This is a genomic window from Streptomyces roseofulvus (assembly GCF_039534915.1).
Lineage (GTDB): Bacteria > Actinomycetota > Actinomycetes > Streptomycetales > Streptomycetaceae > Streptomyces > Streptomyces roseofulvus.
The window spans coordinates 1,459,770-1,471,792 of the sequence record NZ_BAAAWE010000001.1; the positions used below are offsets into that span (position 1 = coordinate 1,459,770).

10 protein-coding genes are annotated in these 12,023 nt (G+C 78.6%); 1 reads left to right on the forward strand and 9 read right to left on the reverse strand.

Annotation, left to right across the window (positions count from 1 at the left end):
* Positions 1-363: 363 nt before the first annotated feature.
* The gene (locus ABFY03_RS06695) at positions 364-1,632 is read left to right on the forward strand and encodes an MFS transporter (RefSeq protein ID WP_346169462.1); all 1,269 of its coding nucleotides are present in this window, start codon (positions 364-366) and stop codon (positions 1,630-1,632) included.
* 5 nt (positions 1,633-1,637) lie between these two features.
* Here the strand turns inward: ABFY03_RS06695 and ABFY03_RS06700 are convergent, their stop codons facing one another.
* The 9 genes from ABFY03_RS06700 to ABFY03_RS06740 all read right to left on the reverse strand — a co-directional run bounded on the left by ABFY03_RS06700 (position 1,638) and on the right by ABFY03_RS06740 (position 11,993).
* Positions 1,638-2,813 (reverse strand): glycosyltransferase family 9 protein, encoded by a 1,176-nt coding sequence (locus ABFY03_RS06700; RefSeq protein ID WP_346169463.1) that lies wholly within the window; start codon positions 2,811-2,813, stop codon positions 1,638-1,640.
* A complete protein-coding gene (gene rfaE2, locus ABFY03_RS06705; RefSeq protein ID WP_346169464.1) occupies positions 2,810-4,390 on the reverse strand; it encodes a D-glycero-beta-D-manno-heptose 1-phosphate adenylyltransferase in 1,581 nt (526 codons plus the stop codon). The genes ABFY03_RS06700 and rfaE2 overlap by 4 nt, the downstream gene beginning before the upstream one ends.
* Entirely contained in the window at positions 4,387-5,055 is a 669-nt protein-coding gene (locus ABFY03_RS06710) for a D-sedoheptulose-7-phosphate isomerase (RefSeq protein WP_346169465.1), read from the reverse strand. Before ABFY03_RS06710 ends, rfaE2 begins: the two co-directional genes overlap by 4 nt.
* A gap of 73 nt (positions 5,056-5,128) precedes the next feature.
* Positions 5,129-6,469, reverse strand: a complete 1,341-nt coding sequence (locus ABFY03_RS06715; protein WP_346169466.1) for a glycosyltransferase — start codon at positions 6,467-6,469, stop codon at positions 5,129-5,131.
* Complete coding sequence (locus ABFY03_RS06720; RefSeq protein ID WP_346169467.1) at positions 6,466-7,431, reverse strand: glycosyltransferase; 966 nt, start codon at positions 7,429-7,431, stop codon at positions 6,466-6,468. Before ABFY03_RS06720 ends, ABFY03_RS06715 begins: the two co-directional genes overlap by 4 nt.
* Positions 7,428-8,513, reverse strand: coding sequence for a glycosyltransferase family 9 protein (locus tag ABFY03_RS06725; protein ID WP_346169468.1), 1,086 nt, complete (start codon positions 8,511-8,513; stop codon positions 7,428-7,430). The genes ABFY03_RS06720 and ABFY03_RS06725 overlap by 4 nt, the downstream gene beginning before the upstream one ends.
* The gene (locus ABFY03_RS06730; RefSeq protein WP_346169469.1) at positions 8,510-9,160 is read right to left on the reverse strand and encodes an HAD-IIIA family hydrolase; all 651 of its coding nucleotides are present in this window, start codon (positions 9,158-9,160) and stop codon (positions 8,510-8,512) included. The genes ABFY03_RS06725 and ABFY03_RS06730 overlap by 4 nt, the downstream gene beginning before the upstream one ends.
* On the reverse strand, positions 9,157-10,257 hold the full coding sequence (locus tag ABFY03_RS06735) for a glycosyltransferase family 2 protein (protein ID WP_346169470.1): 1,101 nt from the start codon (positions 10,255-10,257) through the stop codon (positions 9,157-9,159). Before ABFY03_RS06735 ends, ABFY03_RS06730 begins: the two co-directional genes overlap by 4 nt.
* Positions 10,254-11,993, reverse strand: a complete 1,740-nt coding sequence (locus ABFY03_RS06740) for a carbamoyltransferase family protein (RefSeq protein ID WP_346169471.1) — start codon at positions 11,991-11,993, stop codon at positions 10,254-10,256. Before ABFY03_RS06740 ends, ABFY03_RS06735 begins: the two co-directional genes overlap by 4 nt.
* Positions 11,994-12,023 lie beyond the last annotated feature (30 nt).

The window sequence follows — 12,023 nt, forward strand, 5'->3', positions numbered from 1 at the left end:
AAGCCCACGCGCAGGCCAAGTTCCCCTGGACGCACGGGCCTTCGGGATGGCGGTGCCAGGGCGGGGCGGGGCCTGCGCGGGCGGCCATCGTGCTTCTCGGGAACCGTCTGCCACGATGGCCGACGGCCGTCCGCCACCCGTCGGCGCTCGACGGGCACGGCTGCCCACGGCCGCCCGCCCCCTCCCTCCGCCCCCGCCGCGCCCCCGCGCCGCCCCGGTGTCACCGTGCCTTCGCTGAACCTGCTCCCGTCTCCTTTCCGGTCCCGTTCCCGTTCCTCGTCGCGTGCCGCGCCCCGGCCCCGTTCCGCGTCCCCCGACGCGGCGGGCGACCGCTCGCCCTGGCGGTCCCTGCGGCACCGCAGCATGCGCTGGTGGGCCGTCGCCCACCTCGTCTCCAACACCGGCACCTGGATGCAGCTGACGGTCCAGAACCTGCTGGTGCTGGACCTCACCGGGTCGCCCGCCGCGGCCGGCCTGTCGATCTCCGCCCAGGCGGCGCCCGGCCTCCTGGTGGGCCTGCTCGGCGGCGCCGCCGTCGACCGCCTGCCCCGCAAGGCGACGGCCGCGCTCGCGCAGGTCGCGCTGGGCCTGGTGGCCCTGACCACCGCCCTCCTCGTGGCGAACGACGGCCTGAGCCTGCCGGTGCTCCTCGCGCTCGCCGTCGTCACCGGACTGATCGCCACCGTCGACGGCCCCGCCTGCGCCCTGCTCGGCAACGACCTGGTCCCGGCCGGCGACGTGCCCTCCGCGATCGGCGTCGGTTCGCTCGCCCACAGCGGCGGACGGCTCGCGGGCGCCGCGCTGGCCGGCGTCACCGTCGCCGCGCTGGGCACGGCGGCGGCCTACGCGGCCAACGCCGTGTCGTTCCTCTTCGTCGCGGCCGTGATCCCGTTCCTCACCCTGGTACGGCCCCAGGAGGAGCCCGACGGCACCGCCGTGCCCGCCACCGTCACCGTCGCGGAGGAGGACACCAGCGTGCGGGGCGGGCTCGTGTTCTTCGCCGGCCGCCCGCGGCTCGTCGCCCTCGCCGGGCTGAACGCGGTCAGCGCCCTGTTCGGCCGGAACTACTCGCTGACCCTCGCGGTCCTCGTCACCGGCCCGCTGGCCGGCTCCACCGGCTCCTTCGGGGCCGTGTCCACCGCGCTCGCCGTCGGCGGCATCGTGGGCGCGGTGCTCGGCGCCCGGCTGCGCGCCCCCAAGGTGCGCCTGGTCGCCCTGCTCACGGCGGGCGGCGCCCTGCTGCAGATCGTCGCCGGGGCCTCCCCCTCGCTCGCCTTCCTGATCGTGCTCGCGCTGCCGATGGCCATCGCCGAGTCCGTCTCCGACACCGCCCAGAACACGCTGCTGCAGACCGATCCGCCGCCGCGGATGCGCGGCCGCGTCCTCGGCGCGTGGAACAGCGTCCGCACGCTGTGGGGGCTGGCCGCCCCGCCGACCCTGGGCCTCCTGATGGAGCTGCTCGGGGCGCGCGGCGGCCTCGTCACCGGCGGTGTGGTCGTCGCGGCCGCGGTCGCCGGCGGCTGGCTGCTGCACGGGCGCCGGGCCGCGGCCGCGGCTCCGGCCGTCCTGCCGGTGCCCGAGGCGGTTCGCCCGGTGCCACTGACCCGGCCCGCCCTGAAGGGCGCGGCCTGACCCGTTCACGGTCCGCCCCCCGCCCCGGGGACGCGGGCGGGTCCGAGGACGGCGGTGAGCACCTCGTCGACGGTGATCCGCAGCAGCCGCGGGTCGGGCCGGACCGCGTGCGGGTCACCGGGCCGACCCGCACGCTCGACCGAGCCGTCGGGGCCGTCGGAGCCATCGGGCCCGTCGGAGCCGTCGGGGCCAGCGGGGCCGTCGGCGGGATGCCAGAGCGCGATGTGCCGGCCGCCGTCGGCGGGCGGCCCCCAGAGCGCCGGTGACACCGGTCCGTACAGCACCACGGACCGGGTGCCCAGGGCCGTCGCGAGGTGCGCGAGCCCGGTGTCCCCGACGACGACGCAGCGGGCCCCGGAGACCAGGGCGCACAGGTCGTCGAAGGCCAGGCCGTGGTCGCCGCCCGCGACCGCCGAGGGCGCGAGACCGGCCCGTTCGGCGACCGCGCGGGCCAGGGGTGCCTCGCCGGGCCCCGCCGTCACCACCACCGGTCGGCCCGCGAGGCGGACCCGTCGGGCCACCGCGGCGAAACGCTCCACCGGCCAGCGCCGGGCGGGGGCCCGCGCGCCCGGGTGCAGGACGACCGGCCTGGCGTCCCCGCGGGGCGTCGCCGCGCTGGCGGCGGGCGGCGCGATCCGCAGATCGTCCGGGTCGGCGGCGAGCCCGTACCAGCCCAGCAGACGGCACCACCGCAGGCGTTCGTGCTCGTACGGCACCCAGGCCGGCCCGCGGACCCCGGGCACCGCCGGATGGCGGAAGGCCCACAGCGCCTCGGGGGCCTGGCGGACCAGGAGCCGGTGGCTGGCCGGGCCGCGGCCGTGCAGGTTCACCGCCAGGGCGGGGCGCGCGGCGGCGCGCGGCAGGGCGGCGGGCACCTCGCGCTCCCGGGCCGTGACCGGCAGGAGCCGGTCGACGCAGTCCATGCGCCGGACGACGGGGGCGAGTCCGGCGGGACCGGCGAGCAGGATCTCGTGGTCCGGCAGCCCGCGCCGCAGGGCCCGCAGGGCCGGTACGGCGGTCAGCAGGTCCCCCAGCCCCAGCGCCCGCAGCACCAGCACCGCCGGCCGGCCGGCGCCGAACGCGCTCGGGCGGGAGAAGCCGGTGGCGGCCCGTGGCGGGAGCCGTCCGGCGGATCCGCCGTCGTGTCGTCCGGGGAGCCCGGCGCCCGGGGCCGCCGTCATCGGTCCGGGGAGCCGGCCGCGGCGGCCCGTGCCGCGCGGTGGGCGAGGGAGGAGGTGGAGCGGCCGTCGAGGTACGGCAGGACGACCGTCTGACCGCCCCAGCGCCGCAGCGCCGCGGTCTCCGGGAGGCCGTCGGCGGTGTAGTCGCCGCCCTTGACCCACACGTCGGGCCGCAGCCGGTCGAGGAGCCGCTCCGGGGTGTCCTCGTCGAACGCGACCACGGCGTCGACGCTGCCGAGGGCGTCCAGGACGCGCATCCGGTCCGCCAGCGGGGTCAGCGGGCGCCCCGGTCCCTTGAGGCGCGCGACGGACGCGTCGGAGTTGACGCAGACGATCAGGCAGTCGCCGATCCGGCCGGCCCGCTCCAGGAGGCCGACGTGGCCCGCGTGCAGCAGGTCGAAGCAGCCGCCGGTGGCGACGACGGTCCCGCCACGGGCCCGGGTCCTCCGGGCCAGCGCGAAGGCGTCACCGGACGAGGCGTCACCGGACGAAGCGTCACCGGACGAAGCGTCACCGGAGAGCGCGTCACCGGGCGCGGGGCCGCCCGAGCCGCGCGGGGCGGCCGGGGCCCGCGGGCTCGCGTCGTCGTCCGCCGGCTCGCCCACGGCCGACGCCCCGCCGGCCGCGACGAACGCGGCGGCCTCCGCGACCGCCCGCTCCACCGCCTCCTCGGGCAGCGCCCCCTCCCCCAGGGCCACGGTGACCGCCGCGGCGAAGCAGTCGCCCGCGCCGCACGGGTCGCCTCCGGTCACCCGGGGCGCGGGCACGAGCAGCGGCGCACCGGACCCGGCCCGGGTCAGCAGCGCACCCTCGGCGCCGAGCGTCACGACCACCTGTGCCGCCCCCCACCGCTCGGCCAGCGCGGTTCCCCGGTCGGCGTGGGCGCGCAGCGGCGTCGCGGGCGGCGAGCCCTGCCCGGAGACGGGCGGGGAGCCGGGCCCGTGACCGGGCGCGGAGCCCGGCCCGGCGGAGAGGACGGACGCGGGGTGCGGCGGGGCGGTGAAGGCGGCCGCCTCCCCGGCGTTGGGGGTGGCCAGGCGGGTGCCCGGGACCGGGGGGCCGCCGCGGGGGTGGGGGTCCCAGACGACGGGGACCCGGCGGGCGACGGCGGCGAGGACCGGGCGGAGGGCGTCGGCAGTGCCCCGGCCGTAGTCGGAGACGAGGACGGCGCGGGCGGACCGGAGGACGGCCTCGGCGGCGGCGGTGGCTGCTCCCGGCCGGCCGCCGCCGCGGTCGAGGCGGACCAGCGGCCGGCCGCCCGCGAGCACCCGGGTCTTGACCGGCAGGGTGCCGTGCAGGGGCAGCGGCACGACGCGGACCCGGTCCCCCAGTGCCCGCCGCGCCGCCGCGCCGTCGGCGTCGGTGCCGAGCGCCGCCACGAGGACGACCTCGTCACCGGGGCGCGCGGCAAGCTCGGCCACGAGGCGCGCGGCGAGCCCCGCCCCGCCGGCCCGGCGGCGTACGCACGTCACGTCGACCACGGGCGCGGGGGCGTCCGGTGCCAGGCGGTCCGCCGTGCCCTCGATGTCCTCGTCGAGCAGCAGGTCGCCCACGACGACGATCGGTCCGCGGTTCACGGTGCTCCTCCCGTGGCCGCGGACGGCACCCCGTCGCGCGGCACGCCGTTCCGGACGGCCGTGGGCCGGCCGGAACGCCGCGCGTCCGCGACCGACGCGTCGAAGAAGGCGCAGAGGAGGTGCACGGCGACGAGATGGGTCTCCTGCACGGTGGCCGTCGTCGCGCCGTCGACGCACACGGCGTCGTGGGCGGCCTCCGCCAGCGGGTTCGGCAGCGGGCCGGTCAGGGCCCAGACGCGCAGGCCCCGGGCCCGGCCGGTCGTCGCGGCGGAGAGCAGGTTGGGGCTGCGGCCGGAGGTCGAGAGCAGCATCAGTACGTCGCCGGGCCGGCCGTGCGCGGCCACCTGGCGGGCGAAGACCTCGTCGAAGCCGTAGTCGTTGCCGATGGCGGTCACGCTGGACGTCTCGGCGTGCAGGGACAGGGCCGAGTAGGCGGGCCGCTCCTCGCGGTAGCGGCCGACCAGCTCGGCGGTCAGGTGCTGGGCCTGGGCGGCGCTGCCGCCGTTGCCGGCGGCGAGCAGCCGGCCGCCGGCCGTCAGCACCTCCGCGAGCCGGCCGCCCCAGCGCCCGAGGCGTTCCAGTTCGGCGCCCTCCAGGCGCTCGACCGCGCGGCACAGGGAGCGGCAGTGCCGCTGTGCCTCCAGGTGGGTGCGGGTGTCGTTCATGAGGGGCCGGCCGTGACCCGTGCGGGCCGGGCCGCACCTCCTTCCTCGGTTCTCCCCGGTGGGGACGGGACGGTCAGGCGGCTCCGGCCACGGGCAGGTGCGCCGCGTCCAGGGCGGCCCGGTAGGAGTCCTCCGTGGCGGCCCCGACGCGGGCCCAGGAGAAGCGGTCGAGGACCCGCCGCCGTCCCGCCGCGCCGTACCGGGTCCGCAGCGCCGGGTCGGCGAGCAGCAGCCGTACGGCCGCGGCGAGCGCCGGGGGCTCGCCGGGCGGCACGTGCAGCCCGGTCTCCCCGTGGACGACCGAGTCGAGCTGGCCGCCGACCGCGCTGGCGACGAGGGGCCGGCCGCAGGCCATGGCCTCCAGCGGCACGATGCCGAACGGCTCGTAGTCGGCGGGGCAGAGGACCACGTCGGCGCTCCGCATCAGCGCGGGCACGGCGGGGCGTGGCACGGCCCCGGCGAACCGCACCCGGTCGGCGACGCCGGCGTCGGCGGCGAGGGCGCGCAGGCGCCGCACCTCGGGGTCGGCGTCGAGCGCGTCGGGCGGCGGGCCGCCCGCGACGACCAGTTCGGTGTCCGGGAGGTGTGCGAGGGCGGCGACGGAGACGGCGGCGCCCTTGCGGGGGACGAGCCGGCCCAGGTGGAGCAGCCGGTGGCGGTAGGGGCCGCGGGGGGCGGCCGGGCCGTCGGGCCGGAAGACGGCCGGGTCGACGCCGCACGGCACGATGTCGGTCTTGGAGCGGGCGATGCCCATGGCGGCGAGTTCCTCGACCTCGTCCCGGCAGGTGGCGACGATCCGGTCGCAGCCCAGTCCCACCCGCCGTTCCCAGGAGATCCGGTCGGGCGGGCTGGTGTCGGCGTCGCCCTGGTGACGGCGCTTGACGGTGCCGAGGGCGTGATACGTGTGCAGGAAGGGGATGCCGCTGCGCTCGGTCGCCCAGAGGCTGGCGAGTCCCGACATCCAGAAGTGCGCGTGGACCACGTCGGGCGCCTCCTCGTGCCACTGCTCGGCGAGGTAGCGCGCGAACAGCGGCATGTGGGGCAGGAGGTGGTCCTTGGGTACGGCTTCGGGCGGGCCGGCGGGCACGTGGTGGACGAGCACTCCGGGGCGGAGCGGTACGGCCGTGTCCAGGGCGGGGTCGTCGCGGCGGGTGTAGACGGTCACCCGGTGCCCGCGGTCGGCGAGCGCGCCGGCGAGCTGGGCGACGTGGACGTTCTGTCCGCCGGAGTCGACCCCGCCGAGGACGGCGAGCGGGCTGGCGTGCTCGGACACGAGCGCGACCGCGAGCGGTTCGGCCGGCGCGGCGGCGCGCGCCCTGGCCGGGCCCGGTGCCGTCGGGGGCACGGGGACCGGGTCCGGGGGCGCCGCGCGCGTGGGGGCGGCGGGCTGCGGGGTTCGGGGCAGGGACGTCATGAGCGTGCCTCCGCGATGACGCGCTCCCAGTCGGCCAGGAAGCGCTTGAGGCCGTAGTGTTCGAGTGCCGCCTGCCGGGCCCGGGCGCCGTCGGCGGCGGCCGCGGCGGGTTCGGCGAGGTAGCGGCGGGCCGCCCGGGCGAGTACCTCCGGGCGGGTGGACAGGGTGCCGGCGCCGGCGGGGACCGCCTCGACCGCCTCGGTCGTCGCGAGGACGACCACGGGCATGCCGAGGAGCATCGCCTCGATCAGGGAGAGACCGAGCGAGGTCCAGCGCACGGGGTGCAGGTACAGCCGGCGCCGTGCCAGGGCGGTGTGCAGCTCCGCCTGCGGGAGTTCCCGCGTGCGGCAGCGGTCCTCGGTGAGGCCGAGGCGGGCGGCGAGCCCGTCGGTGCGCATGCCGAAGACGTCGAGCGGTGCCTCGCGGGCGAGCGCGGGGAGCAGGTCGGTGCCGACGAAACGGCCGCGTCGCAGCGGCTCGTTGACGACGACGGCGGCGCGCGGGAGGCTGCCGGTGTAGCGGTGCCCGGGGTCGACGACGCCGTGTTCGACGACGACGGCCCGGGTGCTTCCGGCGTCCCACATCAGCCGGTTGAAGTGGGTGACGTGGACGAGGGTGAGGTCGTCCCGGTCGGCCGTCGGGTGGCGTGTCACGGGCACCTCGCCGCGGGGGGTGTTGTGCTCCACGTACACGGCGGGCAGGTCCCGGCCGGGGCGCCTGCCGCCCAGCCACCGGGTGGCCAGCTCCTCCTCGTGGGGGCGTTGCAGCACGACCAGGTCGACCGGGGCGTCGCGCAGCTCGTCCGGGGGGAGTTCGCGTACGGCGGCGGGCCAGGAGAACGTCCGGGCCCGGCCCCGGCCGTCGGGACCGCGGTCGGGGGTGACCGGCACCAGGTAGGTGTGCGGCCCCTGCACGAAGGCCGTGGTCCACGATCCGTGGACGTGCCACAGCAGGATGTTCATGCGCTCATCGCTCCTCTCTTCGTCGCGGGCGGGCCGGCGCGGTGGTCCAGGAGCGACGCCACCGCGGCGACCACCTCGTCGTCGTCCACCGCGTCGAGGCACGGGTGCCCGGGTACGGGGCAGGTCCGGGCCCGGGTCAGCGCGCAGGGCGCGCGCTGGTCGCCGAGCAGCACGTGCGGGACGCCGTACGGCCGCCAGCGCTCGGCCGGGACGACCGGCGCGAACAGGCAGACGACGGGCGTCCGCACGGCGGCCGCCAGGTGGGCGGGGCCGGTGTTGCCGGTGACGACGGCGGAGGCGCGGGCGAGGACGCCCGAGAGGTCGTCCAGGCCGGTGGTCACGCCGCCGAGGTCGATCCCGTACCGCCCGGCGACGAGCGCGGTGGTGGCCTGCTCGGCGGCGGAGCCGGTGACCACCACCCGGTGCCCCGCCGCGTGCAGGGCCTCGACCGCGCGGGCCGCCCGGGCGGGGCTCCAGGCGCGGGCGGGCACGGCCGCCGCGGGGTGGAGCACGACGTACGGGGCGGGCCCGGCGAGGGCGTCGGCCGGCGGCGGGGTGCCGTTCGCCCCGGGCCGCGGCGGGACGACGACGCGGAGGCCGCCGTCGTCGCCGGGCGGCAGCGCGCAGCCGGCCGCCCGGGCCAGGTCGAGCGCCGCCTCCGCCTCGTGCCGGCCGGGGGCGCGGCGGTGGCGCAGGTCGAGCAGGGTGCCGGGGTAGTCCTCGCTGTCGGCGCCGATCCAGTCCACTCCGGCCAGCCGGAGCAGCAGGGCGACGGGGAGGGGGCTCTGGTGGTACGAGACGAGGATCAGCGCGCGGTCGAACCGGCGGTCGGCCAGGGTGCGGACGAGCCGGTCGCAGTCGGCGGGCGACACGGGCGGGGCGTCGAAGCCGACCCACGGCGCCTCGTACTCCAGCACCTCGTCCACGCCGGGCAGCAGCCGGGCGGCCGCCGCGCCCCGGGGTCCGCACAGCATCGTGGTCCGCGACGAGCCCGCGGCCACGGCCCGCACGGCGGGTCCGGCGAGCAGCACGTCGCCGAGGCTGTCGAGGCGCACGACGAGGGTGCGCGGGCCGGCCGTCACGGCGCGTCGCCTCCGCTGCGGCCCGCGGCGACGGGGGTGCGGAACGACGGTTCGAGCGCGAGGGCGACGGCGGTGGGGAGGTCGGCGGCCGTGCGCGGGGCGTCGGCGACCTCGGCCGGGAGGGTGGCGGGGGTCGGGACCAGCACGCCGCGCGCGCCGGCCGCGCGGGCGGCCGCCATGTCGCTGCCGATGTCCCCGATGACGACGGTGCGGGACGGGCGGGCGCCGAGCCGGGCGCAGGCGGCGAGGACGAGGCCGGGCGCGGGTTTGCGGCAGCCGCAGCCGTCGTCGGGGCCGTGCGGGCACACGGCCCAGACGGCGAACGGGCCGAGGAGCAGGTCGATCCGGTGGTGCACCGCCTGGATCTGGCCGCGGGTCAGGAGCCCGCGGGCGACGCCGGACTGGTTGCTCACCACGCCGACCGCGATCCCGAGGGCCCGCAGCCGGGCGAGCGCTGCCGCGGCTCCGGGCCGGGGCAGCACCCGGCTCGGGTCCCCGTTGTAGGGGACGTCGACGACGAGGGTGCCGTCGCGGTCGAAGAGCACGGCGTCGGGGCTGTCGTCGTGGGACGCCCGCCAGACGGAGCGGCCGACGGCGCCGGGGCGTCCGGTGAACAGCCAGGGGCGGGCGGAGGGTCCGGCGTTCATGTCGTCACCTCCCGCCGGGTGCCGGGGCGGGTGGGGGTGGTCGTCGGCGGGCCGGCCGGGTCCGCCGCCGGGGTGCGGGGGAGCGCGCCCCGGTGGACGACGAGGCCGCGCAGCCAGTGCCAGGTGGCGGCGGGCGGGATCGCGACGCTGGTGAGGATCATGTCCAGGACCTCCGTGCGGGTGCGCGGGCCCGGCAGCACCCGGGCGAGGGTGAACTCGGCCGTGCCGGCGCCCCACAGCGCGCCGCACACGGCGGCGGCGCGGCGGTGTCCGGTCAGGGCGCAGCCGAGCGCGGCGAGGCCCGCGGCGGTGATCGCCCGGTGGCGCGGCAGGCGTCCGCCCGGGGCGTCGGCGCGGGCGCGCCAGCCGGGGCCGTGCAGGCGGCGCATGAGGACGTCGTCGCCGTTGCCCGCCTGCTGGCGGACCGGCAGCCAGCGGCCGCCCTGCCGGGGCGGGTGCGCGGTGCGGCGGGTGCCCTGGGCGAGGCGCCAGCCGTCGTCGAGGAGCCGCAGGGCGAGGTCCGCGTCCTCCCGGAAGGCGCGGCGGAAGCGTTCGTCGAAGCCGCCCACCCGGTCCAGGGCGGCCCGCCGCACCGCCATGTCGGCGGTGATCCAGCGGGCGGTGGCGAGCGCGGCGGTGTTCCGTTCGGCGTCCGTCGGGGGGCGTCCCTCCGGCAGGGGTACGTCGATCCGGGCGGCGACCGCGGCGACGTCGCCGGGGCGTTCCGCCAGGTCCCGGGCGAGTCCGTCGCCCCAGTCCGGGGACGGGACGACGTCGTCGTCGAGGAAGACGATCCACGGCGCGTCGCCGGCCAGCCGGGCGCCGGTGTTGCGGGCGGCGGCGGGCCCCCGGCCCGGGCCCGCGACGACGGTGGTGAGTGCGCGCAGGGCGTCGGGCACGGGGAGGTCGGGCACGGTGCCGTCGTGGCCGGGCCGGTCGTGCACGACGACCACCCGGGCCGGCGGCGCGGCCTCGGTGGCCCGGGCGAGGGCGGTGAGGCAGGTCCGCAGGCTCGGCCGTCCGACGGTCGGCACGACGACCGCGTACCGGGGCGGGGCCGGGCGGGGCCGGTCTCCGGGGGCGGGCCGCGGGTTCATCGGACGCACCCCTCGCCGTCGGCCTTCCCCGCCGCGCCGCCGGTGTCCTCCTCGACGGCGTAGACGCTCGCGACGCCGTTCACGCCGTCCGCGGCGGCGTGGAACATCTCGCTCCTGCGGACGGCGAAGGGGCCGATGGCGAGCAGGTCGACGGGGGTCGAGCCGAAGCACTCCAGGGCGTCCCTGGGAGTGTCGACCATGGGCCGGCCGGCCGTGTTGAGGCTGGTGTTGACGACGACGGGCAGGCCCGTCCGCCGTTCGAACTCCTCCAGCATCCGCGCCACGAGCGGCTCGTGGCGCCGGTCGACGGTCTGGATCCGCGCGGTGCCGTCGACGTGGACGACGGCCGGGATGCGGTCGCGCCACGCGGGGGCGACGTCGTGCACGAAGAGCATGTACGGGCTGGGCAGGGGCCCGTCGAAGATGTCGCCGGAGCGTTCGGTGAGGACCATCGGGGCGACGGGCCGGAACTGCTCGCGGCCCTTGATGTCGTTGAGGCGCTCCAGATTGCCCGCGTGGCCCGGGTGGGCGAGCAGCGAGCGGTGCCCGAGGGCGCGGGGGCCGTACTCGGAGCGGCCCTGGAACCAGGCCACGATCCCGTTGTCGGCCAGGGTCCCGGCCACGGCCGCCGCGATGTCCGGGGGCCGTTCGAAGGGGACGGCGGCCGTCTTGAGGTGGCCGGCGAGCTCCGCGTCCGACCACGCGCGTCCGAGGGCGGCGCCGGGCATCGGCACGGGCTGCTCGCCGGCCTCCGCCGACGCCAGCAGGGCGGCGCCGAGGGCCGTTCCGGCGTCACCGGCGGCGGGCTGCACCCAGACCCGCGAGAAGGGGCCTTCGCGGGCGATCCGCGAGTTGGCCACGCAGTTGAGGGCGACGCCGCCGGCCAGCGTGAGCAGGTCGTCGTGGGTGCGTCCGTGCAGCCAGCGGACGAGGTCGAGGAGGGTCTCCTCCAGGACGGTCTGGGCGCTGGCGGCGAGGTCCGCGTGCGCGGCGGTCCAGGGCGCGTCGGCGGCGCGGGGCGGGCAGAGTTCCGCCCAGGGCACGCCGTGCGCCCGGAACCCGCCGTCGCCGGTGGGGTGGACGTACCGGCGGAGCTCGGCGGCCATCCGCGGCGTCCCGTGCGAGGCGAGCGCCATCACCTTGAACTCGTCGGAGGAGCGCAGGAATCCGAGGTGCTCGGTCAGTTCCTCGTAGACCAGGCCCAGTGATTCGGGGAGCAGTTGGGCGCAGAGCGGTTCGAGGCGGTCGCCGAGGCGGCGGGCGGCCAGGTGGGAGGCGCGTTCGCCGCGTCCGTCGAGCACGAGGACGGAGGAGGTCTCCGCGCCTTCGGCGGCGAACGCGGCGGAGCCGGCGTGTGCCATGTGGTGGCCGACGAACCGCACGGTCTCGGGGTCGAGTCCGGGGAGCGCGGTCGTGAGGAAGCCGGCGGCGTGCTGGGCGTACGCCTGGCGCAGCGCGTCCCAGGGGTCGTCGAGGCCCAGCTCCTCGGCGGGGGCGGCGAGTTCGGGGTCGTACGAGTAGGCGACCAGGTCGAGGTCCGCGGGCCGCAGCCCGGCCCGGTCCAGGCACCAGCGGGCGGCCTGCTCGGGCAGTTCCCAGGCGGAGAAGGGCACGGGGCGTTTGCCGTGCTTCCGCCGCGAGAAGCGCTCTTCCTCGGTCGCGGCGACGGTGGTTCCGTCGACGACCAGGGCGGCGGCGGGGTCGTGGAAGAGGGCGTTGATGCCGAGGACGCGCATGAGGGGGCCTTCCGGTGGGCGCGGCGGCGG

Excerpts from the sequence above, each read along its gene's own strand:
- ABFY03_RS06740 (WP_346169471.1), bottom strand. The coding sequence starts at position 11,993 with ATGCGCGTCCTCGGCATCAACGCCCTCTTCCACGACCCCGCCGCCGCC.
- ABFY03_RS06735 (WP_346169470.1), bottom strand. The coding sequence starts at position 10,257 with ATGAACCCGCGGCCCGCCCCCGGAGACCGGCCCCGCCCGGCCCCGCCC.
- ABFY03_RS06695 (WP_346169462.1), top strand. The coding sequence starts at position 364 with ATGCGCTGGTGGGCCGTCGCCCACCTCGTCTCCAACACCGGCACCTGG.
- ABFY03_RS06730 (WP_346169469.1), bottom strand. The coding sequence starts at position 9,160 with ATGAACGCCGGACCCTCCGCCCGCCCCTGGCTGTTCACCGGACGCCCC.
- ABFY03_RS06715 (WP_346169466.1), bottom strand. The coding sequence starts at position 6,469 with ATGACGTCCCTGCCCCGAACCCCGCAGCCCGCCGCCCCCACGCGCGCG.
- ABFY03_RS06700 (WP_346169463.1), bottom strand. The coding sequence starts at position 2,813 with ATGACGGCGGCCCCGGGCGCCGGGCTCCCCGGACGACACGACGGCGGA.
- ABFY03_RS06710 (WP_346169465.1), bottom strand. The coding sequence starts at position 5,055 with ATGAACGACACCCGCACCCACCTGGAGGCACAGCGGCACTGCCGCTCC.
- ABFY03_RS06720 (WP_346169467.1), bottom strand. The coding sequence starts at position 7,431 with ATGAACATCCTGCTGTGGCACGTCCACGGATCGTGGACCACGGCCTTC.